Source organism: Roseibium denhamense (genome assembly GCF_009711415.1).
Classification (GTDB): domain Bacteria; phylum Pseudomonadota; class Alphaproteobacteria; order Rhizobiales; family Stappiaceae; genus Roseibium; species Roseibium denhamense.
The window spans coordinates 18,210-40,218 of the sequence record NZ_SMLZ01000088.1; the positions used below are offsets into that span (position 1 = coordinate 18,210).

19 protein-coding genes and 1 pseudogene are annotated in these 22,009 nt (G+C 56.3%); 11 read left to right on the plus strand and 9 right to left on the minus strand.

Annotation, left to right across the window (positions count from 1 at the left end):
• Window positions 1-16 precede the first annotated feature (16 nt).
• From E1180_RS03195 to E1180_RS03210, 4 genes are all read right to left on the minus strand, one after another.
• A complete protein-coding gene (locus E1180_RS03195; protein WP_341873543.1) occupies window positions 17-226 on the minus strand; it encodes a Flp family type IVb pilin in 210 nt (69 codons plus the stop codon).
• Window positions 227-249: 23 nt separating this feature from the next.
• Window positions 250-660, minus strand: coding sequence for an 8-oxo-dGTP diphosphatase MutT (gene mutT, locus E1180_RS03200; protein ID WP_155189644.1), 411 nt, complete (start codon window positions 658-660; stop codon window positions 250-252).
• 81 nt (window positions 661-741) lie between these two features.
• Window positions 742-1,983: a bifunctional glutamate N-acetyltransferase/amino-acid acetyltransferase ArgJ gene (argJ, locus tag E1180_RS03205; protein WP_155189645.1), complete on the minus strand. Its 1,242-nt coding sequence runs from the start codon at window positions 1,981-1,983 to the stop codon at window positions 742-744.
• A 155-nt stretch (window positions 1,984-2,138) separates the two neighbouring features.
• A complete protein-coding gene (locus E1180_RS03210; RefSeq protein ID WP_208996898.1) occupies window positions 2,139-3,008 on the minus strand; it encodes a peptidylprolyl isomerase in 870 nt (289 codons plus the stop codon).
• 266 nt (window positions 3,009-3,274) lie between these two features.
• Between E1180_RS03210 and secA the strand changes: the two are divergent.
• The 6 genes and pseudogenes from secA (at window position 3,275) to E1180_RS03240 (ending at window position 11,258) form a co-directional block, all read left to right on the plus strand.
• Window positions 3,275-6,053, plus strand: a pseudogene (gene secA, locus E1180_RS03215) (preprotein translocase subunit SecA).
• A gap of 102 nt (window positions 6,054-6,155) precedes the next feature.
• Complete coding sequence (locus tag E1180_RS03220; protein WP_155189646.1) at window positions 6,156-7,190, plus strand: glycosyltransferase family 2 protein; 1,035 nt, start codon at window positions 6,156-6,158, stop codon at window positions 7,188-7,190.
• Window positions 7,180-7,614: a GtrA family protein gene (locus E1180_RS03225; RefSeq protein WP_155189647.1), complete on the plus strand. Its 435-nt coding sequence runs from the start codon at window positions 7,180-7,182 to the stop codon at window positions 7,612-7,614. Before E1180_RS03220 ends, E1180_RS03225 begins: the two co-directional genes overlap by 11 nt.
• 17 nt (window positions 7,615-7,631) lie before the next feature.
• Entirely contained in the window at window positions 7,632-9,140 is a 1,509-nt protein-coding gene (locus tag E1180_RS03230; RefSeq protein WP_155189648.1) for a glycosyltransferase family 39 protein, read from the plus strand.
• A 61-nt stretch (window positions 9,141-9,201) separates the two neighbouring features.
• Window positions 9,202-10,383 carry an adenylate/guanylate cyclase domain-containing protein gene (locus tag E1180_RS03235; protein WP_208996900.1) on the plus strand — a complete coding sequence of 394 codons (1,182 nt, stop codon included), beginning with the start codon at window positions 9,202-9,204 and terminating at the stop codon, window positions 10,381-10,383.
• 77 nt (window positions 10,384-10,460) lie between these two features.
• Entirely contained in the window at window positions 10,461-11,258 is a 798-nt protein-coding gene (locus E1180_RS03240; protein ID WP_155189650.1) for an alpha/beta fold hydrolase, read from the plus strand.
• 16 nt (window positions 11,259-11,274) lie between these two features.
• On the opposite strand, the gene E1180_RS03245 is transcribed toward E1180_RS03240, so the two are convergent.
• Both E1180_RS03245 and E1180_RS03250 read right to left on the minus strand, forming a co-directional pair.
• Entirely contained in the window at window positions 11,275-12,459 is a 1,185-nt protein-coding gene (locus tag E1180_RS03245; protein ID WP_155189651.1) for an NAD(P)/FAD-dependent oxidoreductase, read from the minus strand.
• Window positions 12,460-12,572: 113 nt separating this feature from the next.
• Window positions 12,573-14,603 carry a methyl-accepting chemotaxis protein gene (locus E1180_RS03250; protein WP_208996902.1) on the minus strand — a complete coding sequence of 677 codons (2,031 nt, stop codon included), beginning with the start codon at window positions 14,601-14,603 and terminating at the stop codon, window positions 12,573-12,575.
• A 104-nt stretch (window positions 14,604-14,707) separates the two neighbouring features.
• Between E1180_RS03250 and E1180_RS03255 the strand changes: the two genes are divergently transcribed.
• On the plus strand, window positions 14,708-15,583 hold the full coding sequence (locus E1180_RS03255) for a DMT family transporter (RefSeq protein WP_155189652.1): 876 nt from the start codon (window positions 14,708-14,710) through the stop codon (window positions 15,581-15,583).
• A 12-nt stretch (window positions 15,584-15,595) separates the two neighbouring features.
• Here the strand turns inward: E1180_RS03255 and E1180_RS03260 are convergent, their stop codons facing one another.
• On the minus strand, window positions 15,596-16,489 hold the full coding sequence (locus tag E1180_RS03260; protein WP_155189653.1) for a YihY/virulence factor BrkB family protein: 894 nt from the start codon (window positions 16,487-16,489) through the stop codon (window positions 15,596-15,598).
• A 164-nt stretch (window positions 16,490-16,653) separates the two neighbouring features.
• Between E1180_RS03260 and E1180_RS03265 the strand changes: the two genes are divergently transcribed.
• The 3 genes from E1180_RS03265 to E1180_RS03275 all read left to right on the plus strand — a co-directional run bounded on the left by E1180_RS03265 (window position 16,654) and on the right by E1180_RS03275 (window position 19,534).
• Window positions 16,654-18,342 carry an acyl-CoA dehydrogenase family protein gene (locus tag E1180_RS03265; protein WP_196220515.1) on the plus strand — a complete coding sequence of 563 codons (1,689 nt, stop codon included), beginning with the start codon at window positions 16,654-16,656 and terminating at the stop codon, window positions 18,340-18,342.
• Window positions 18,343-18,597: 255 nt separating this feature from the next.
• Complete coding sequence (locus tag E1180_RS03270) at window positions 18,598-19,053, plus strand: hypothetical protein (RefSeq protein ID WP_155189654.1); 456 nt, start codon at window positions 18,598-18,600, stop codon at window positions 19,051-19,053.
• 85 nt (window positions 19,054-19,138) lie between these two features.
• Window positions 19,139-19,534 (plus strand): YkvA family protein, encoded by a 396-nt coding sequence (locus E1180_RS03275; protein WP_155189655.1) that lies wholly within the window; start codon window positions 19,139-19,141, stop codon window positions 19,532-19,534.
• Here E1180_RS03275 and E1180_RS03280 read toward each other — a convergent pair.
• Window positions 19,531-20,016, minus strand: coding sequence for a translation initiation factor IF-3 (locus E1180_RS03280; protein ID WP_155189656.1), 486 nt, complete (start codon window positions 20,014-20,016; stop codon window positions 19,531-19,533). The two genes, E1180_RS03275 and E1180_RS03280, sit on opposite strands and share 4 nt — an antisense overlap.
• A gap of 274 nt (window positions 20,017-20,290) precedes the next feature.
• Between E1180_RS03280 and infC the strand changes: the two genes are divergently transcribed.
• Window positions 20,291-20,830, plus strand: coding sequence for a translation initiation factor IF-3 (infC, locus tag E1180_RS03285; protein ID WP_283404597.1), 540 nt, complete (start codon window positions 20,291-20,293; stop codon window positions 20,828-20,830).
• A 110-nt stretch (window positions 20,831-20,940) separates the two neighbouring features.
• Here the strand turns inward: infC and E1180_RS03290 are convergent, their stop codons facing one another.
• Window positions 20,941-21,945, minus strand: a complete 1,005-nt coding sequence (locus E1180_RS03290) for a Gfo/Idh/MocA family protein (protein WP_155189657.1) — start codon at window positions 21,943-21,945, stop codon at window positions 20,941-20,943.
• Between the last annotated feature and the right edge of the window lie 64 nt (window positions 21,946-22,009).

Here is a 22,009-nt window from a genome sequence, read left to right on the forward strand (position 1 = left end):
GCCAGTCAATGCGCGGCTACCCGTTGACTGCGTCGACAACCGCGCCAAAGAAGGTTTGCTCTATTGCGGTTCCCATGGCTGTCAATGCGCCAAGCATGACTATGCTGATAAGTCCAGCAATGAGGCCGTATTCAATCATCGTTGCTCCGCGGGAGTCGCGGCAAAAGCGTTTCGCGTACCCGGCAAATATGAGCAGATTTGCCCGGAGACTCTCACTGATGGCCAAAACAGTGCCCTTCCTGTTTCCGTCTATATGCCCGACACTGCATCCATCAGATGCGGAATAAGTGGTTCATCCGCTGCCGGCATCGGATAATCCCTCAGCCTGACCGCTTTGACCCATTTTAAAGATTGGTTTTCACGCCCCTGCGGCATGCCATCCCATCTCCTGCAGATGTATAGTGGCATAAGTAGGTGAAAATCCTCGTAAGCATGGCTTGCAAATGTCAGCGGAGCAAGACACGCTTCATTAACCTCAATTCCGAGCTCTTCCCGAAGTTCTCTAATAAGCGTCTCCTCCGGCCGCTCACCGGGTTCGACTTTTCCCCCCGGAAACTCCCACAAACCTGCCATGGATTTGCCTTCGGGCCTTTGCGCGAGCAAAATGCGGCCGTCCACATCGATTAGCGCGCATGCGGCAACCAAAACGATCTTCGTCATTTAACCACCCAAATTGAGGCACCGGTGAAAGGAACGGTTAACGCTCCAGTTACACGTCGAAACATGTGAAACTGCTCAGAACTAGCTCCGGTAATCGCCGTTAATGGCGACATACTCTTTTGTAAGATCGCATGTCCAGACGGTCGCCGTTCCAAGACCCAGGCCAAGGTCAACCCGTAATCGGATTTCTTCTTCCTTCATCACCGCAGACGCTGCAGCTTCGCTGTAGTCCGGATCCCGCTCGCCATCGACCGCGACCCTGACATCGCCAAACCAAATTGCCAGCCGATCCCTGTCCGCCGGCTCTCCGGCCTTTCCAACAGCCATGACAACGCGCCCCCAGTTGGCGTCTTCACCTGCCACGGCGGTCTTGACCAAGGGTGAGTTTGCGATGGCCATGGCTATTTTCCGAGCCGAGCCATCACTTTCAGCTCCCTCAACACTGACTTCAACAAATTTGCGGGCACCTTCGCCGTCCCGGACAATTTGGTGCGCAAGGTCCACCATGACATCCGCCAAGGCTGCACGCACCACCACAATGCGCGGGTCCGTCTCAGCGTTGATCGGCTCAACTCCACGGCTTGCAGCAGCCCCGGTGGCAAAGAGCAGGACAGTGTCGGAGGTGGACGTATCGCTATCAACGGTGATTGCGTTGAAACTTCCATCGACCTGCCCGCTCAGCACAGCCTGCAGCACGGGGGCAGCAACCGGCACATCTGTGTAGATGAACGACAGCATCGTCGCCATATCTGGCGCGATCATTCCTGCCCCTTTGGCAATCCCGTTAATTGTCACCGTTTGCCCATCCAAATCGATGCTGGCGCTCGACACTTTTGGGAACGTGTCTGTGGTCATGATCGCTTTGGCTGCCTCAAGCCAGGAGGCTGTTCCCTGAGCATCCTTTAACGCATCGATCACACCGGAAAACTTTTCGGCCGGCAGAGGCTCGCCGATCACTCCAGTTGACGCAAGGAAGACTTCGTCCTCCGGGCATCCCAGCGCTTTCGCAACAATGTCAGCGGAAAGCTCGACGGCTGCGGCGCCCTTTTTCCCGGTGAAGGCATTGGCATTACCTGAATTCACCAAAAGAGCGGACGCTTTCCCATTCCCAATTCTTTGCTTGCACCAATCAACAGGCGCCGATGAACACTTTGATTTCGTGAAAACACCGGCAACGGTGGTGCCTTCTTGCATTATCGCAAGCAAAACGTCAGTGCGCCCCTTGTATTTGATCCCGGCGCTGGCGGTCGCAAAATTAACTCCTTCGATTTGCGGAAGCTCTTCGAAAGACTTTGGGGCAAGTGGGGATACAGAAGAAGACATGGGTACGGATTCCAATTGGTACGTGCCCTGTCACTTGCAGCATGACACGCCCATGCGCAAGATCTTTCAATCATCCAAGCAAGCTTAACAACGGTAGATGCAAATCACCCGGCGGCCGGAGCCGCCGGGTGAAAATTGACGCCTACAAAGAACGATTACTCAGCAGGGGCGTTTTCCGCCTCTTCCTGCGCCTTGGCCAACGCCTCATCCAGGATTTCCACCGGCGTGGATGCTTTCAACTCGGCCATTTTCTCATCGTACCGCACCCGCATCAGCTGCTGACGCAACTGGTCGGAAACAGTTTCCAATGACGGTTTTTCCTGGGCCCGCTTGCCTTCAAGCTTTATTACGTGCCAGCCAAATTGCGTCTCGACAGGCTCTTGCGTGATAGCACCCGGCTCAAGCGCGAACACAGCATCTTCAAACGGCTTCACCATTTGCCCGGTGCTGAAGTATCCCAGGTCACCGCCATTTGAACCTGAAGGGCCTGTTGATTTTTCCTTGGCAAGCTCCGCAAAGTCCGCGCCATCTTGGAGTTCTTTGATGATCGCCTCTGCCTCGGCTTTTTCTTTAACTAGGATATGGCGGGCGTTGACCTCTTCCGGCCCCTCATAGTCGGCAAACTCCTCATCATAGGCTGCCTGAAGGTCTTCATCGGTGATCCCGGCATTGATAACGTCGCCAATGAATGCGTTCCTCAAGGCGCGCATTTCGAGAAACTTCAACTGGTTCTGAAATGTGGGATCTTGGTCGAGGTTTTCCGCTTTTGCCGCCTGCGCGGCGAGTTCCATGTCAATCATGACTTCAAGCAAGACTTGCCGCCACTGCGCAGGCGGAAAACGCTGGAGCTCCTGACCCAGATCCTGTGCTGCAAACGCAATATCTGCCTCGGTAATCACGGCATCGCCGACCTTGGCAACAACGTCGCCAGGTTCTTGGGCCCAAACACTGGTTGAACCGAGTGTGACAGCAATGAGTGAGGCTGCCAGCGCCCGGGCCGGCCGGCGCATTGAAAGTCGGAGCATATGGAGTCCTTTACCTATAGGAACGGAATAATTCTTACCCACAATTAGCAGGGCGACGGTACTTTGCGCATTCGTGCAGCGTTGACAAGCATTCTGCCCCCACTTATCTGTCGAGCGTCCCGGCCCGACAGGTTGGGGAGGCATTTTTCGGCCGTGTTTAACGGCCAGCGCGCTGCGCATGTCCGCAACGTGTACCGCAAATGAGACGATTTCAAGGGTGGACGCCTGATTGCCATTGGCGCCGCCTGTTAGGGAAGGACCGCCACATGGCTGGCCTTGGCGCACTAGCACGTAAACTGTTCGGGTCTTCAAACGACCGGAAAATCAAAAACTTCAAGGCTCGGGTCGACCAGATCAATGCCCTTGAGCCAGAAGTTCAGGCTCTGTCCGACGAAGCTTTGAGGGCGCGAACCGACGAGTTCCGCGAGCAGCTCAAAAACGGTGCTTCGCTGGAGGATCTCCTTCCACCGGCCTTCGCAACGGTCCGTGAGGCGGCTCGCCGTGCACTCGGCCAGCGTCACTATGATGTTCAGCTGATCGGCGGCATGGTCCTCAATTCGGGCCAAATTGCAGAAATGAGAACCGGTGAAGGTAAAACCCTCGTTGCAACCGCACCGGTTTACCTGAATGCGCTTGCCGGAAATGGCGTTCACGTTGTCACCGTCAATGATTATCTCGCCCAGCGCGACAGCGAGTGGATGGGGCAGGTTTACAAATTCCTGGGTCTGACAGTTGGGTGCATCACGCACGGCCTGTCGGATGAAGAGCGGCGCGAGGCTTATGCAGCGGACGTCACTTACGGGACAAACAACGAATTCGGCTTCGACTATCTGCGTGATAACATGAAGCATGACCGGGCATCGATGGTTCAGCGCAACCATGCCTATGCAATCGTTGATGAGGTCGATTCCATCCTGATCGACGAAGCCCGGACCCCGCTTATCATTTCCGGTCCGCTCGAAGACCGCTCCGAGTTCTACAACACGGTCGATGCCTTCATCCCGCACTTGACCGAAGAGGACTACGAGCTGGATGAAAAGCAGCGGTCGGCGACCTTTACCGAAGCAGGCAACGAGAAACTGGAAGGCCTTCTGAGCGAAGCCGGTCTCCTGAAGGGCGATTCCCTTTACGACGTTGAGAACGTCTCCATCGTTCACCACCTGCAGCAGGCACTAAAAGCCCACAAGCTTTTCCAGCGGGATAAGGACTACATTGTCCGCAATGGCGAAGTCGTCATCATCGACGAGTTTACCGGACGCATGATGCCGGGCCGCCGGTTTTCCGAAGGGCTTCACCAGGCGCTGGAAGCGCGTGAAAATGCCCAGATCCAGCCGGAAAACCAGACGCTCGCATCGATCACGTTCCAGAACTACTTCCGTATGTACGACAAGCTTGCCGGCATGACAGGCACGGCATCGACGGAAGCGGATGAATTTGCCGACATCTACAAGCTCGAAGTCGTTGAAATTCCGACGAACGTTACTGTCAAACGGATCGATGACGACGATGAGGTTTATCGGACTGTTCAGGAAAAATTCAATGCGATCGTCAAGCTGATCGATGATTGCAAGGAACGCGGGCAGCCCATTCTCGTCGGCACCACATCAATCGAAAAGTCTGAATTTTTGGCCGAGCTTCTGAAGGAGCATGGCTACAAGCAAATCGACCTGAGCGATCCGGCGGCATTCGCTGCGGCTCAGAAAAAAGACGGCGGCAAAACCAAAGTCTTTGCTGTTTTGAATGCGCGGTACCATGAGCAGGAAGCGTTCATTGTTGCGCAAGCAGGCCTACCGGGCGCCGTGACCATTGCCACAAACATGGCCGGCCGCGGTACCGACATTCAGCTTGGCGGCAATGCCGACATGCAGATTGAGATGGAACTCGGCGAAATGCCGGAAAACGAAACGCGGACGGCGAAAGAAGCTGCCATTCGCGAGGAAGTTGAAGAGCTCAAGCAAAAGGCTCTGGCAGCGGGCGGTTTGTATGTGATCGGCACCGAGCGTCACGAAAGCCGCCGCATCGACAATCAGCTGCGTGGCCGGTCGGGCCGCCAGGGTGACCCCGGACATTCCAAGTTCTTCTTGTCTCTTCAAGACGACCTGATGCGGATCTTCGGCTCCGAGCGCATGGATTCCATGCTCCAGAAACTGGGCCTGGAAGAGGGCGAGGCTATTATCCACCCGTGGATCAACAAGGCACTCGAAAAAGCTCAGCAGAAGGTTGAAGCCCGCAACTTCGATATCCGCAAAAACCTGCTGAAGTTCGACGATGTCATGAACGATCAGCGGAAGGTTGTTTTTGACCAACGCATCGAGTTGATGGATTCCGAAGCGATCCAGGATGCGGTGTCCGACATGCGCCACGACGTCATCGACGATCTCGTCGCCCGGCATATTCCTGAAAAAGCCTATCCGGAACAATGGGATACCGAAGGCCTGACCGAAGAGGTCAAGAAGTATCTGAACCTTGATCTTCCGGTCAAAGACTGGGCTGCGGAAGAGGGCATTGCGGACGAGGAAGTCAAAGAACGCCTGCTCCGCGCTGCCAACGAGACCATGGCTCAGAAAGTCGCCAAATACTCGCCGGACATCATGCGCCAGGTGGAAAAGGCAATTCTGCTTCAGACACTCGACAACCTGTGGCGCGAACACCTGTCCAACCTGGACCATCTCCGGTCGGTCGTCGGCTTCCGCGGATATGGCCAACGTGATCCGCTTCAAGAGTACAAGACCGAAGCATTTACGTTGTTTGAGTCCATGCTCATGCAGCTGCGCCAGATCACGACGGCCCAGCTTGCGCGCGTTGAGCTGGTCAGTGAACAGCCACCGCAGATGCCAGCTGAACCGGAGATGCATGCGCATCACATCAACCCGATGACCGGTGAGGATGAGATGGCAATGGCGGATGCCCAGCTGGCCTCTGGTGCCGGGGGGCGCCTCGCGCGACCCCAATGACCCATCCACATGGGGTAAAGTCGGCAGGAACGAAGCCTGCCCCTGCGGCTCGGGCAAGAAGTACAAGCACTGCCACGGCGCTCTTAACTGATTTGGCGCCACCACTGCGAAAAGACGGCCAGTCCGGTGAACGGGCTGGCCTTTTTCATGTTTTTCCGGCAGGTTGCCTCAACAAGAACCAACCGAACAACGCATGCTGACCAAACCCTCTTCAAGCGTCTATCTGTCTCGCCGGAAGGATGTGCGCCCGGCCACGCCCCTTCTCAGCCTGATCGTTCCTGTCTTCGATGAAGAAGATGTCATCCGCCAATTCCTGGAGGCAACGCGCCCGGTGCTTGAAGAAACCGGGTTGGCCTATGAGTACATTTTCATCGATGATGGCAGCCGGGATTCAACCGCCGACATTCTCGCAGATACCTTGAAAGAGGGACTGCCGGGGCGCCTGATTGGTCTTTCAAGAAACTTTGGGAAAGAGGCCGCGCTATCTGCCGGCCTGGAGGCCGCAAAGGGCGACATTGCTGTCATCATCGACGCGGATTTGCAGGATCCGCCAGAGCTCATGCATCAGATGATCGATGGCTGGCGGGCAGGCTATGATGTTGTGTATGGCCTACGGGTTGACCGGTCGAGCGACACACTCATGAAGCGGTCGACGGCAGGAATGTTTTACAGGCTTTTTGACCGTCTCGCGAACATTCGCATGCCGGCCAACGCGGGTGATTTCCGTTTGATAGACCGTGCCGTGATTGACGCGCTGTTGGATTTGCCGGAGCGCAACCGCTTCATGAAAGGTTTGTTTGCCTGGGTCGGTTTTCCGGCGATGGCCGTGCCGTATGAGCGGCCGGAACGGGCGGCAGGCGCGGGCAAATTCAACTACTGGAAGCTTTGGAATTTCGCGCTTGATGGCTTTACAGGTTTTACAACACTGCCGCTGCGGATCTGGTTCTACGGCGGAGCCGTGATCGCGTTCTTAGCGTTTGCCTATGCACTTTATCTTATCGCCAGGGTCTTCGTGACCGGAGTTGACGTCCCCGGTTACTCCTCCTTGATGGTCGCGCTTCTGTTCTTTTCAGGTGTTCAATTGCTTTCCATAGGAATGATTGGCGAATACATCGCAAGGCTATTCAACGAAGCCAAGCAGAGGCCGATCTACATCGTGCAAGATGTCATCGAAGGACAGCAAAGCGCCCGTGCAACCGGCCAGAAAGATGACCAGCATGGCGCCTGATTTTCGGCGCGCAGGACTGAAAACCGAAGTCACGTCCGCTGGCAAGTTTGCCGTTGTGGGCACAGCGGCGACCGCGACCCACGCTGTATTTGCTACAGGCCTTTACGAATTGGCCGAAGTGAATGTCTTCGTTGCAAACATATTCGGCTTTGTTATTGCGTTTTGTGTTTCCTTTGCCGGGCACTACTGGTGGAGCTTTTCACATATGCGCAAGGATGGCAGAGCGTTGGCCAGCATGGCCCGGTTTCTCGTGATTGCGGTCGTCGGATTTGCTTTGAACAATGTTGTTCTGACGCTTTGGCTCCAGCTAACCCGCTGGCCCGATGTAGCCGGTCTCCTGTTCTCAATTGCAGTGGTGCCCGCTCTGTCTTTTCTCGGGGCCCGCCTTTGGGCGTTTTCACACAACACTGAAGCTTCTGGATAAGGTCGGATCTTTTTCTGATGACGGCGAGCCGCGCGACAATCCTATACGTTGGGACCTTATGCTTGGCCTATGCGCTGCTGCCGAGCCTCACCTTTCCCAATCCCCCGCTTGATGTGGTGGAGGGCTTTGCCTGGGGGCGCGAATTGCAGCTTGGCTACACCAAGCACCCCCCAATGCAGGCGTGGCTTCTGGAATTCACCTACTGGCTGACCGGGACATATGCCGGCGGGTATTGGCTGAGTGCGGTCTCGGTTGCGGCAGGCTTCTGGTTCATCTGGCTTCTGGCAGCGGATATCGGATTGACCGGCCGGCAGCGGTTCTGGTCCCTCGTCCTCACCAGCGTCACCTTTTATTTCACGTTGCCGCTGCCGGAGTTCAACCCGAACATCCTCCAGATTCCCATTTGGGCCGGAATGATCTTCCTGTTTCACCGGGCCATTTCGACAGGAAGACTATGGTTCTGGCTTTCGCTCGGCGCCCTGGCTGCGTTTGGCCTTTACACGAAGTACTTTGTGGCGCTCCTGATTGGAGCCATCGGTCTTTACGCACTCGTTTTCCCGCATGCCCGACGACATCTGGCGACAGCCGGTCCATACCTGTGCGCGGCGGTATGCCTTGTCCTGCTCATCCCGCATGTGGGCTGGCTTCTGAAAACCGATTTACTGACGCTTCAATACGCGGCCAGCCGCAGCAAATCGGCGGCCTCATTCCTTGACCACATCTACAATCCCCTCAATTTTTTGATGGCCCAAATCGGCAATCACGCGGGTCTTTTCGTTGTGGTATTGGCAGGGCTCGGTTGGAGCGGCCTAAAGGCACTGAAACGAGGGATTGCGCCACGAACCAATCTCGGCCAGCGAAATTCCGATGACAGGTTCCTGCTTTGGTTTGCCTTCCTCCCGCTCGGTGTCGTCGTACTCGCCTCCGCAGTCACCGGAAACGAATTCGAACACATGTGGGGAACACCCATGTTTGTGCTGTCCGGGATTGTTGCCGTGCGCTTTATCAGCCTCCCCCAAAGGTGGCCGTTCGAACGCCGCGCTCTTGCAGCGGCCATTGGTATCCAGACGGTGTTTCTAGGGGTTCTGTTCGGTCAAGCAGTCCTGGAACCACTCTGGAAGACCAAGCACACACGGCTTCACTACCCAGCACAAGCTGTTGCCGCGGATCTGGAAGAGATTTGGCAGGACGCTGTGGGCACAGACCTTTATTATGTTGCCGGGGACATGTGGTCGGCGGCCAACGTAACCCTGCATGCAGATGGCCGCCCATCAATGTTCTATTTGCACGATACGAACTTGAGCCCGTGGATTGATCTCAAGGACGTCCAGGAAAAGGGTGTCATGCTTGTCTGGCGGGGGGATCGGGAGCAACCGCTGGAGCCCATCTTGCGCTTTTATCCGGAGGCCAAGCGGAACGGCTTCAAGACTTACCCATCCCACCTCTATGGCACTATCCCGGATGTGACCGTCAATTGGGCAATCATAAGACCAGGCCAGGTGGCCGAAGTGGCAAAATCAAAATGAAACCGGTCTTCAGCCACTAGAAACGGATGCCCATGACAATTAACTTGGCGCCATGATCAGCATGGCCGACATTGACCAGATCGAAGAATGGCTCATCGGCCAGGCGCTTTCGTCGCCGGATCTGCCCGCCATGTTTGCCGAGATGTGTGAACGGCTGCGCGCATGCAACGTCCCGGTTGACCGTGCCATGCTGGTCTGGTCGGCGCTTCATCCGCTGATTGAGGCTGAAATTGCTTTTTGGGAATTGGGCGGCGAGACTTATCACGAACGGATTACACACGATCAGGAAGACTCGGACGATTGGCTTCAAAGCCCGATACGCGCCGTTCTCCTAAATCGTGACCCGATGCTGCGCAGGCGACTAAAGAGCCCGAATGCACCCATTGAGTTTCCCTTGCTGATGCGGCTCCAGGGGAATGGCTATACGGATTATCTCGCTCTACCGACGCATTTCGAGATTCCTGCCATCCGGGCGGAAATCGAAAACACAGGAATTGTCGTCAGCTGGGCGACAAAAGCAAAAGACGGTTTTACCGACGATGCACTGGACGCCATCCGGTATATCCAGAAGCGCTTGGCTCTTGCAGCACGTGCAACGCTGGAAAGCCAGATAAGCCGCACGATCGCGGATACTTATCTGGGCGTCACAGCTGCACGCAAAGTTCTCGATGGTCAAATCCGCCATGGCGATGGGGAGACGATCGAGGCGGTCATCTATTACAGTGATATGCGGCACTCAACGTCCATCGCAGAACTGCTCGGACCGGAGGCCTACCTGCAATACCTGAATGATTATTTCGCTGCGACCGCGGGAGCCGTGCAGGCCTGCCAGGGCGAGATACTGGATTTCATTGGCGACGCAGTACTAGGCGTGTTCCCGACTGACGGCCAGAGCCAGAAAGCTGCCGTTCGAAAGGCCATTGCTGCAGCCGACGAAACCCGGCAGCGCATAAAGGCTTTCAATACCCGGAACAGCGCATTGCCGGAAATGAAAGCCGGCATCGCCTTGTCCACGGGGGCCGTGATGTTCGGCAACATTGGTGTTCCGGACCGTCTTACCTTCTCGGTCATCGGCCAGACTGTTCATGCCGCAGCGCGCGTCGAGAGCCTCACTAAAACCGCTGGGTCAAATGTCTTGATGACACAGGATGTTGCAGCGTTCGCAACAGAACGAGCGCGTGCGGTCGGAGATTTCGAACTCTATGGCTTTTCAAGCCGGCAGCCACTTTTTGCGCTTGAGTGAATTGAGTAGCATGAGCCCCTGACACACTGGCTCCGAATCGAGCCGTTCCGGTCAAAACCTTCCCATTTGGACATCCCATGACTGATTTAAAACCTGCCGTACGACCGCATCTTCCGTTTCATGAGCAGGAATCGGAGGAGGCTAATACCGGCGCGCCGGTTATCCTGCTTCACGGTTTCGGCGGCGACCGCAACACGTGGACAAACATTCAAACGGGCCTAGCACGCCGCAAACGGTCATTGGCCTTCGACATGCCAGGACATGGCGAGGCAATAGACTGGCCGGTGGCTGGCAATGCAGCTGTCGCCGCAGAGGCCGTCACCCAGTCGCTGGATGCCCTGGAACTCGACAGGGTACATCTTGCCGGACACTCGATGGGCGGGGCCGTAGCGGCCTTGATTGCGCTGCGTGCGCCAGAACGGGTCGCCAGCTTAACTCTGTTGGCACCCGGCGGTTTCGGCCCGGAAATCAACCACAGGCTTCTGCGACGCTACGCAGTGGCGACCGAAACCCGTGAAATGGAAGTCCTTTTGGAGCAGTTTTTCGGCTGGGAGTTCAAGTTGCCGAAGTTTCTCGCCAAGACAGCGGCGGAGAGCCGAAACCGGCCGGGGGCAGCCGCAACCCTGGAAACAATCGCGGGTGACATCATCGATGGCACCGTTCAAAAGACGTTGCCGCGCCAGGAAATCGCCGAGCTTCCAATGCCGGTCAAGGTTCTATGGGGCACCCAGGACCGCGTTTTGCCAACACGCCAAGCCCACAAGCTGCCAGGTGTCGTGGCAACTCATATTTTCGAACGGGTTGGCCATATGGTGCATCTGGAAATCCCCAGGGAAACCATACGGCTCATCCTGCAAAACACGGCAGCACAGTAAAGATCCCGGCAGCCCGTCACGCGTCCGGCAGCAAGTCGTCCCGCCAAAGCTCGCCGATCACGCGGCGGGCCATCATGTGGGATCGCGGGGCGTTGATACTGTCCACAGCGATCAGCTGACCGGCTTTCAGATACGCCACATAAAATTTGTTGTCGTCCGGCTCGCCCACAACAATTGTGTCATCGTAGCCTTCCGACAGTCCGGCTATTTGAAGTTTGATGTCGTACTGATCGGACCAGAACCACGGCAGCGGATCGTAATCGACGTCCGCTCCCAGAATCGACTGGGCGACGGCTTTCGCCTGATCAATGGCATTTTGGACGCTTTCCATCCGGATGGAACGTTCATAGCGCGTCGAATAAAACCGCGTACAATCTCCAACCGCATAGATATATGGATCGCTCGTCTGCCCGGCGCCGTCGACAAGAACGCCATTGTCAACGTCAAGCCCGGCCCCATGCGCAAGATCGTCATTTGGAATGGCCCCAACCGCGATCAGCACCAATTCCGCGGGAACGGTCTCACCATCTGCAAGCCGAACGCCGGTCACATGGCCGTCCCCCTCAAGGGTCTCAATGCTGGCATTCAGTTTCAGATCGATCCCATTGTTCTGGTGAAGCTTTGTGAAGAAGTCGGAAACCGGTGTGCTAACGACCCGCTTCATGGGCCGGTCCTGCGCTTCGATCACGGTAACGCGCTTGCCCATGGACTTGGCCACAGCGGCCACTTCGAGGCCTATGTAACCAGCTCCGATGATGGCCAGCGCCGAACATTCCGAGAGCTTTGCGCGGATCGCATCGACGTCTGAAATGGAACGAAGCGTGACAACGCCTGGCTTGTCGGCACCCGGTAGCGGCAACCAGCGCGCATTGGTTCCGGTTGCCAAGATCAGCTTGCCATAGGAGAGCGTATCTCCGTTTTCCAGCTGCAGCCTTTTTTTGCTTCTGTCGATGGCGGTAGCCCGGGTGTTCGGAATGAAATCAATGGCGTTGGTGGAAAAAAACGCCGGAGGCCGCAGCCAGAGCGCTTCGGAGCCGATGTCGCCCGCCAGGTACTTCTTGGAAAGCGGCGGCCGCTGATAGGGGGGATGGGGCTCGTCACCAATCAGCCTGAGAGGCCCTTCGAAGCCACCCTGCCGCAAGGATTGAGCGGCCTGGGCCCCGGCCTGGCCTGCACCGACGATGACGACTTCTTCCTGCATTCCGTTCACCCAGTCTTGTCTATGTTTGCCGTCCGTAACACGAAGTGATGCGGCCCGCCAAATGCAGAATGCATCGGGCGGGCCGCTCAAACACGCGATTGGAAGGGGTGGATTTAGGCGCTTCGCACCCCTTGCAGGAACGTTGTAATTTCGCGCCGGATAAGCGTTCCCTGCTCGCCGAGATAACCGGCCAGCTTCTCAACTTCCGCACCGTTCGACCGTGCAAGTTCCGCAGCAGACCCGATCGTTCCCATGCGGCTTGCCCCGTCACCTGACCGTTCGGAGGCATTGGAGACATTCTCTGCAATTGCCTGAATTGACTCATCCTGCTGCTCGACGGCAGCTGCCACTGCGCTTGCGAGGGACTCCATCTCCGAAATGATCTTGCTGACATCTTCAATGGCTTGAACCGCCTGTCCCGAAGAGCCCTGGATCGCCTCGATCTGCGTGGCAATGTCCTCGGTCGCGCGGGATGTCTGTTCAGCCAACTGTTTCACTTCCGATGCCACGACAGCAAAACCTTTGCCGGCCTCTCCTGCCCGTGCAGCCTCAATCGTCGCGTTCAGCGCAAGCAGGTTGGTCTGATTGGCAATGTCTCGGATAAGCCCCATCACTTCCCCGATGCGGTTCGCCGCTCCAGAGAGTTCCTGCATCGTCGAGACCGTGGATGACGCGCTAAGAACAGCTTGCTGGGCCACTTCCGTCGACTTGTTGGCCTGTCCGGAGATTTCCGCCGTGGAAGCCGCAAGCTCTTCGGCCGAGTGGGCCGCAGCCGTGACATTCTCCGTGGCAACCCTTACCGCTTCCCCTGCCTCACCAGATTGCTCGGCAACATCGTCCGCCGCATGCTCCATGGACTGAGACGTTTGCCGCAACTCGTCATTTGAACGGTCGAGACTGTCGAGCGCTGCGCCAACAGCACCTTCAAAACGTTCGATCAGGGTTTCCAGCTCTGCCATTCTCTTATCGCGCAGCTGGTTTTCCTCGGCCTGCCGCTCGGCAAGATGAGACCGTTCGAGAGCGTTGTCCTTGAACACCTGGATGGTCCGGCTCATTGACGCCAATTCCGTCTTACCCGGCAATTCGGGAACGACGAGGTCGGTGTTTCCGCTGGCCAACGCTTCCATCGCCTCACGCAGGCGGGACAGGGGCCGGGCAACGGATTGGCCGATCCCGAATGCAGCGGCTGGAAGGAGAACCAGCATTGCCAGAATGGCACCGCCAATCGCATATGCTGCGATGGTCCGTGTCTGATCAAGCTGTGTGGCTGCCGCAGCCTGTACATCGGCGACGGCCATGTTCAAGGCTTCAATCTGAGGCGGCACCAACTCGAAGAGGTGCATCAGGAGGGTTTGGTTGTCGGCCTTTTCATTCACCGCAACCGTATAATTGTCGAAAATTTCCTTGTACGCGACCATGTTGTCGGAAAGCTCTTTCTTGATCGCATCGGAAATATAAACCTTCTCAAGAAGCTCTTCGAAGGCGGCAAACTGGGTTGTGAAAACCTCCAGGGCCGCTGGCGTTTTATCAAGGGTGAACTCTTTTTCGGCCAACTGGACCGCGAGGATTGCGCGGGCCAGCTTCTCAAAATCCGGACCGCCGCCAAACTTCATTTCTTCCTGAAGCCGCTCTGTCACCGCACCGGTTTTTTCATTCAGACCCGCCAGAAATCCCTGAGAACTGTCGTAACCGATTTTCTGCTGAACGGTATCCAGCATTTCGAAGGCACCGGTTGTGCCGCTCAAAGTGTCCGAAATGTCCGAGATTTCCGCAGAGTAGTTCGCGGCCACGGGGTTTTCCGCCACAGCATTCGCTGTTGCAATCGCCTCACCAAGCACTGCTGAAAATTGCTGAAAAAGATCCGATGACGGCTCGGCCATATACCCTTTCTCGATGCTTTCAAGCTGGGCCGTCATGTTGGAAAGCCGCCCAACATCTTCCGACAATTTCGCGCTTTCCGACATTCTCTGGAACGCCGTGTTCAGGCTGTCCTGACTCCAGAAGAAAACGCCGCCAATCACGACCAGGCCGATGATGGTCAAAAGGCTGAGAGTTTGAATCCGGACCCGGACAGACAGTCTGGACAAGAGGCCAAATGGTGATTGCGCGCGGAAGGCCAAAATCGTATTCCCCTTGGAAGTCATTTGTTCCGCGAAACTCTTAGCTAAAATTGCCAAGATACGGTTAACGTTGCGGTTACCGGGCAAAAGCATCTGAGTGCTTTCAATTTTTTGTCCGGGAGTCTTTTTTGTCCGCCCTCGCCAAAACCGCGCCCGCCATTTTTGTGCTCCTCTGGTCAACAGGATTCGTCGGATCAAAACTCGGCGCGCCCTACATCGATCCGATGGTGTTTTTGACCATCCGCTTCTTGGCCGTTCTACCGGTGATGCTTGTGCTTGGCCTTTTCCTGGCACGGTCGTGGCCAAAGTCGGCGGTTGCCATCATCCACTGCATCGTGACGGGCATGCTTGTCCATGGCCTGTATCTGGGTGGCGTGTTCTGGGCGATCAAACAGGGCATGCCGGCCGGCGCATCGTCGATTATTGTTGGTCTTCAGCCGGTTTTGACAGCACTCATTGCGGTGCTGATCCTTAGAGAGAAGATCTCCGGAAGGCATTGGCTTAGCATGGCCATCGGCATTGCCGGGCTGATGCTTGTCCTCGGTCCGCGGATGGATCTTTCGGGCGCCGGGATCACGCCGGTCACAATTGCGGCAGTGGTCGGTGCGGTTCTCGCCATCAGCCTTGGCACTGTCTATCAGAAGCGGTTTGTCCCTAGCACGGATCTCATCGCCGCAACGCTCTGGCAATATGTGGGCGCCTTGTTTGTAACCTTGCCCCTGAGCCTATTTGAAAGCTGGCAGATCAGTTGGACGGGCGATCTGATCTTTGCGATGGCCTGGCTGGTTCTCGTGCTTTCAATCGGAGCGGTTTTGCTCCTGATGCTGCTCATCCGGCAAGGCGCGGTATCTAGCGTCGCCAGCCTGTTTTATCTGGTCCCTGTTGCAACCGTCATTGAGAGCTATTTCCTCTTTGGCGAAACGCTATCGATTGTGCAGGTTGCAGGAATGACCCTCGTCGTGGGTGCGGTTCTCACAATCCGGTCCAAGCCCAAAGCAGCGTAGGCGAAAAACCGCTTAGGGCGATTCGGTCAAGGTTTTCCGGTTTTGCCGCGTGTTTTGGGCGGTTTGGTAGCGTCTCTGCCGGGCGATCGCGGCGTTAAGCTCCCCACCCAAAATGAAAACCAGCGCGCAAATGTAAAGAAAGATCAGGGCGGTCATGATGCCCGCAAGACCGCCATAGGTCGAAACGTAATTGGCGAAACTCGCCAGATACCGGCCGAAGGCGCTGCCCGCGATAATCCACATGATCAGTGTCGCTGCGACCCCCGGCCAAAGATCCTTGAACGAACGGTGACCGGCCGGCAAAAGCCAATGTGTCATGAAGAGGCCAATCACGAGCAGCGAACCGGCAAGCGTATAGCGGGCAACGTTGATGGACAGGAGAAACGCTTCCACTTTCGGAAAGTAGATCTGCAAGGTCTCCAGCGCCAGCGGAGCCAGCACGACCAGAAAGGTGTAACTGAGCAATATCGCCGCACCGAGCAGCACAAGTGCGAGCGACTGAAGCCTTAAAACGAAGATCGACCGGTGCTCCTGCTGCCTGTAGGCACGATTGAGGGCCATCCGCAAAGCCTCAACACCATTTGAGGCGAACCATAGGGCCGCAACCGCGCCAAAAGTCAGCAAATCGCCTCGGCGCACAGTCAAAACCTTGTTGATTTCGGCCACGACCGGAGCGGCTACACTTGCGGGCCAGGCGTCAAACACGAGCTCCGAAACCGTGTCAGCCGCCCCCGTCATTCCCAGAAATGCGGCCAGAGACGCGATAAAGATCAACAGCGGGAATATGGCCAGAAGTCCCGAAAGCGCTACATGACTGGCCATCGCAAAGCCGTCGTCGCTCGCAAAGTGCCCAATCGCATCTTTGAGGACTTCGTAGACTACCAAGATTGGCCTGTACAATTTCATAGCCAAGATCTGGCCCGTCGGTGGAGGCAACGTCAAGGGCGGGAGCGTGAAAACCTCCCCCTTCGAAAGACGGAGAATTTCCGGCTCGACAAATCCGGATGTGCAACGCAACATAGCTTCAACAAGAAGCGCGTTTGCGCAACAAATGAAAACGGAGATATTTGATGCCCACTGCAGCTGCAATGGTAGATGAACGACCTGAAAGCCTCATGGAAATGACCGGAGCCGCGATCGAGCAACTGGACCAGCTGCTGGATATCGCAGCGCAACGTGTGCGCGCCAGGGTGGTCGAGGGCGACCGCATTTCGTCCAGCCTTATGGACCAGCACCAAAGGGCAACCCATGGCTTTGCATGGCTTGCCACCTATGTCGAAGCGCTCCGGCAAATGGACGCCTACGCGACCAAATTGTCGAAGCAGGGAAAACTCGGGCTTTTGGAAGAAAAGCTGACCCAATTGGGTTTTGCCGAATACCTCGCCCAAATCTTCGGCGGCATTCCAATGAATCAGGGTGAGTATGTCCGGCTCGCTGATCTCGGATTGACAGCGGAAGAAGTGTCTGAGCACCGCACGGCCGTGATCGATAAACTGATCGAAACCGGTAACACCCAGGAAGTCCGTTGGGAGATTGCAAACGCGATCCGCACCCAAGCGGGTCAATCCATGTTCGGCGACAGCGGTCTTGATGAGACCATGGAGCAGATCCGCAACGAGATGCGCCGGTTTGCCGAAGACAATGTTGTGCCGCATGCCCACCATTGGCACATGAAAAATGCCTATATCCCGCTGGAAATCGTTGACCAGATGTCTGAGCTCGGCGTGTTCGGCCTGACGATACCTGAGGAATTCGGCGGGTTGGGCCTGGGCAAGGAAGCCATGTGCGTTGTTTCCGAAGAATTGTCCCGGGCCTATATCGGCGTCGGATCCTTGGGCACCCGGTCGGAAATCGCCGCAGAGCTTATCCTGTGTGGTGGGACACAGGAGCAGAAGGAGCACTGGCTGCCGAGAATTGCGTCCGGTGAGATCCTTCCGACGGCCGTCTTTACAGAGCCAAACACGGGCTCCGACCTGGCGTCACTGAAGACACGGGCGGTCAAGACGGGCGATGACTGGTCTGTGTCGGGCAACAAGACCTGGATCACACACCCGGTTCGTGCCGACATCATGACCCTGCTCGCACGCACCAATCCCGACGAACCGGGTTACAAGGGATTGTCGATGTTCATTGCCGAAAAGCCCCGTGGAACGGACGAAGATCCGTTTCCGGCCGAAGGCATGAGCGGAGGCGAAATCGAGGTTCTAGGCTATCGCGGCATGAAGGAGTACGAGATTGCCTTTGACGGCTTCAAGGTGAAGGGCGAAAACCTCCTGGGCCAGGTCGAGGGCGAAGGCTTCAAGCAATTGATGCAAACCTTCGAGGGTGCACGCATCCAGACGGCCGCCCGCGCACTTGGCGTGGCGCAAGCTGCCCTAGATCTCGGGCTGAAATACTCAGAAGACCGGGTGCAGTTCGGGAAGGCCTTGATCAATTTCCCGCGTGTCTCGGACAAGCTGGCCCTGATGGCAGCCGAGCTCATGATCGCGCGGCAGCTGACATACTTCTCGTCGTGGCAAAAAGATTCTGGCAAACGCTGTGATCTTGAAGCTGGCATGGCGAAACTTCTGGGAGCCCGGGTTGCTTGGGCGGCAGCGGACAACGCGCTGCAGATTCATGGCGGCAACGGGTTCGCGCTGGAATATGAAATCTCGCGTGTCTTGTGTGATGCCCGGATCCTGAACATTTTTGAAGGTGCCGCCGAAATCCAGGCTCAAGTCATTGCGCGCCGGCTTCTGGAAACGCGCGGAAACGCATAACACACGCACTGACGAGACATTGTCAGGAGAAACGGGATGGCAGGCGCCGTCTCGTTTTCTTTTTGAGCGCCGCGATATAGCGTGATGAGGGGTTTTGAAGCTGGCAAAACCGCCCCCATCTCTTTTGTAGCGTGAGTGTGCGATGTCCAAAATTACTGCAGTTTTTGCGCTGCTGCTTTGTTTCACAACAACTGCTGTCGCAGCCGGAGAGATGCCCCGCCTGTTTCTGGCGTAACGTTTGATGAATGGGTTGCCGTGAATGCACGAGTTGCCAGCGGACAGCCCCTTGACGACAGTTTGGCGATCTTGGGAATTAATGAGACCAAATGGGCGGACGTGACACAGGCATACACGCAAGCCATGCAGGATGGCGGCCCGACCGGGCCTTTGATCAGCCGTTACGGTGAGGTCTTTGCCAATCCGGCTGTAGGCAGGTTTGCAGGTGCACCACAACAGCCTGAGTTCACGCCGTCCTTCTCCAGTTTCGAAGACTTTGCGCGATTTCAGGCACGCATTGCTGTCGCATCAGATTTGGGTGAGGCCCCGCATAGGATTATCAAGGATGAAGGGATGAGCATCTACGACTACTCCCAGGAATCGCTTATGTGGCTGAATCCGGAAGACATGTCACTTGCCTACAAGCGCGCGGGAGTGCTCGCCCAGTTCACGGAAGAAGAACGTGCACGGCGGCAGGATGATCACGCAAAGTGAACCCCATCGCCAGTTGAAAGCTTCTTGAACCAGCGGAGCAAGTCACCATTTCTATTAGCATGATAAAGATCGGAGCACTTGCGTGATGACAGGGACCTCGACCTTTGAAGATCTCGGGTTTGATCCGGAATATCTGGGCCCTGAGGACGAACAAAGACAATCCGTTCGCGAAAAACTGGCGAAAACAGTTCGCAAGGCGGCCCGGCAGATTCCCTTCATGGAAGACGTCGTGGCCGGATATTTTTGTGCAATGGACCCGTCGACGCCCGCGAAAGTGCGCGGCACATTGCTGGCAGCCTTGGCTTATTTCGTATTGCCGCTTGATACGGTCCCAGACTTTATCCTTGGGTTCGGCTTCGGCGATGATGCAACGGTTCTGATGGCTGCAATTGCAATGGTACGCAGTCATATGCGCGATGATCATTACGCTGCCGCACGTGATGCATTGAAGGACGAAGAATTCAACGACGACGCCGTTTAGTCAGCGTTTGTTTCCCGGGCCCCGGATGCTGGACGGGCCCGCCAGGATCCAGCTGTGCGGCCCGCAATGCCCCAATAGACAGCTCCGGCCACGAAGCCCGCTGCCAAAGCGACTGATGTGCCGGGCCGCAAGCCCGTCTGCGAGTCCCCTGCCCCGAGTGTCCAAAGCCCAAAGGCCATCAATCCCGCACCGGCCAGATAAACCAGGAGACTGCGGACCCGGAAGAGTTCGGCCAGCAATATGACCAGACCGGCGGGCACTGCGACCACCGAACCAATGACGCTTGCCGTCACAAGACCCGTGCCGGTAATCGCCCCCCAGACAGCTGGATGGTCTTCCGGAAGGTCCCACTGAAAAAAGCCCCAGGTAAGGAAAAGGCTGCACAATACCAAAGCTGAAACAAACCCAACCACGATCTTGAGGAGCTGAAACACCAGACGACTGCCGTTCAAGACTGTTCCTTCCGTATCTTTCCACCGCATTAGGTGGCCCGCAGGCAGTCCATTGACAACCCATGCGGACAAAATGCCCGATTGCCGCAGACATGAGATCTGCCTTTACGCGATCGGGTCCGTGCCCGGCAAGGGCGATAAACGCCCGGTTCCGCTGTGTTTTCGGTTGACTTTTTGCCAGATTCGCAGGACTTTAAAGAATGGCATTTAGGTGATTAATGAAGGCCTTGGTACTTGAGTTCCGAGGGTTTTCGTGTAGGTAGCCTACATTGCTGCTAGTGAAACGACAGAGGAGATTGCGACCATTCGCCGTCCGTTCCGCGCCCCGCCTCCAACGAAGGAAGGCCCGCGCACTAACAATGAAATTCGCGTCCGCGAAGTCCAGTTGATTGACCATGAAGGCGCCAACCGCGGTGTCATCCTGACCGAAGAAGCAATGGATATTGCATCTGAGGCAGGTTTGGATCTGGTCGAAATCCAACCGAACGCCAACCCGCCGGTTTGCAAAATTCTGGACTACGGCCGATACAAGTATCAGGCTCAGAAGAAAGCCGCAGAAGCCCGCAAGAAGCAGAAGACCGTCGAGATCAAAGAGATCAAGATGCGTCCGAACATCGACACGCACGACTACGAAGTGAAGATGAAAAACATGCTGCGCTTCTTCAATGACGGCGACAAGGTCAAGGTTACGCTCCGGTTCCGTGGACGTGAAATGGCGCACCAGGATCTCGGCATGAAACTTCTGCACAAGGTTCGTGACGAGACCTCCGAGATTGCCAAGGTGGAATCCCACCCGAAGCTTGAAGGCCGTCAGATGGTCATGGTGCTGGCTCCGCTGAAGTAAGCAATCAGCAATCCGGACATTCAAAACCCCGCCAGTTTGGCGGGGTTTTCGTTTGGGGAGATGATTTCGCTGCCGGTCCAGTGGTTTCGCAAAAAGACGCAGTGCTCGGCCTAAAGGGCAATCCACTTTCCCTGATCCGCTGATGCAAATAAGGCATCCAGGATTTTCATGTTCTGCACGGCATCCGCCGCTTCGAATTCAAGTGGTGCGGTACCGAGAACCGCGCCGCCGAAGACGTCGATCAATTCGCCGTATTGGTCGCAGGGCGCAAGGATGTGCGATTGCATGGAAGCATCACCAAGCAGCGAGCCATCGTCCAGCCGGACCTGCACCGCCTCCCCTTGCGGAGCGTTCACCGGAATAACAATCTCAAGCCGCTTCTTGGTGCCCACGACGTGAAACCGCTGATAGGCGGTCAACTGGGTCGAAACGACGAAATTCAGGTGGCGGCCATTGCCAAAATCCAGAAGTGCGCTTGTAAGCCGGTCGGTCCCAAACTCCGGATCCTTGTCGATAAGGGAAACCACACACTGAGGCTCGGCTTCGAAAAAATACCGGCCCGCCAGCATTGTATAACAACCAATATCAAGCAGGGCACCGCCGCCAATATCTGCCCGATTGCGGATATTGCCTGGATCGTCGTTGAAGTAGCTGAAGAAGCACTGGATGGCCTTCACCTCACCGAGCTCTCCCGACCGGATGATGTCGCGCGCCTTGATCCATTGCGGATGGGCCCGCACCATAAATGCCTCCGCCACGAGCTTGTCTTTGGGAAGCTCCAAAAGCTGACGGGCTTCAGCTTCGGTCAAGGCGATGGGTTTCTCGCAAAGGACATGCTTGCCAGCCTGAACGGCCTGAATGGTAAGCGGCACATGGAGATGGTTTGGCAGCGGATTATAGATGGCATCGATATCAGGATCTGAGAGCAGCTCCTCATAGGATCCGTAAGCCTTTTCAATGCCGAGCGCGTCCGCAGCCTCTTTTGCCCTTTGCAGATCACGCGAGGCGATTGCAGCTGCAACACCGGTTCTGGAGCCCTTGATGCCGGGGATGACTTTCTCGCGGCCGATTTTCGCCGTTGAAAGGATTCCCCAGCGCACTTTCCGATCACTCATTCATTGACCCCGCTCATGTTCGGTCCCACGTCCGTCCTTCAGTGAGTTTTCTCGCATGAGCATA

Coding starts and splice junctions, on each gene's coding strand:
- E1180_RS03290 (WP_155189657.1), bottom strand. CDS start 21,945: ATGAGTGATCGGAAAGTGCGCTGGGGAATCCTTTCAACGGCGAAAATC.
- argJ (WP_155189645.1), bottom strand. CDS start 1,983: ATGTCTTCTTCTGTATCCCCACTTGCCCCAAAGTCTTTCGAAGAGCTT.
- mutT (WP_155189644.1), bottom strand. CDS start 660: ATGACGAAGATCGTTTTGGTTGCCGCATGCGCGCTAATCGATGTGGAC.
- E1180_RS03240 (WP_155189650.1), top strand. CDS start 10,461: ATGACTGATTTAAAACCTGCCGTACGACCGCATCTTCCGTTTCATGAG.
- E1180_RS03235 (WP_208996900.1), top strand. CDS start 9,202: ATGGCCGACATTGACCAGATCGAAGAATGGCTCATCGGCCAGGCGCTT.
- E1180_RS03225 (WP_155189647.1), top strand. CDS start 7,180: ATGGCGCCTGATTTTCGGCGCGCAGGACTGAAAACCGAAGTCACGTCC.
- E1180_RS03220 (WP_155189646.1), top strand. CDS start 6,156: ATGCTGACCAAACCCTCTTCAAGCGTCTATCTGTCTCGCCGGAAGGAT.
- E1180_RS03210 (WP_208996898.1), bottom strand. CDS start 3,008: ATGCTCCGACTTTCAATGCGCCGGCCGGCCCGGGCGCTGGCAGCCTCA.
- E1180_RS03275 (WP_155189655.1), top strand. CDS start 19,139: ATGACAGGGACCTCGACCTTTGAAGATCTCGGGTTTGATCCGGAATAT.
- E1180_RS03250 (WP_208996902.1), bottom strand. CDS start 14,603: ATGACTTCCAAGGGGAATACGATTTTGGCCTTCCGCGCGCAATCACCA.
- E1180_RS03265 (WP_196220515.1), top strand. CDS start 16,654: ATGCCCACTGCAGCTGCAATGGTAGATGAACGACCTGAAAGCCTCATG.
- E1180_RS03230 (WP_155189648.1), top strand. CDS start 7,632: ATGACGGCGAGCCGCGCGACAATCCTATACGTTGGGACCTTATGCTTG.
- E1180_RS03280 (WP_155189656.1), bottom strand. CDS start 20,016: ATGCGGTGGAAAGATACGGAAGGAACAGTCTTGAACGGCAGTCGTCTG.
- E1180_RS03260 (WP_155189653.1), bottom strand. CDS start 16,489: ATGAAATTGTACAGGCCAATCTTGGTAGTCTACGAAGTCCTCAAAGAT.
- E1180_RS03245 (WP_155189651.1), bottom strand. CDS start 12,459: ATGCAGGAAGAAGTCGTCATCGTCGGTGCAGGCCAGGCCGGGGCCCAG.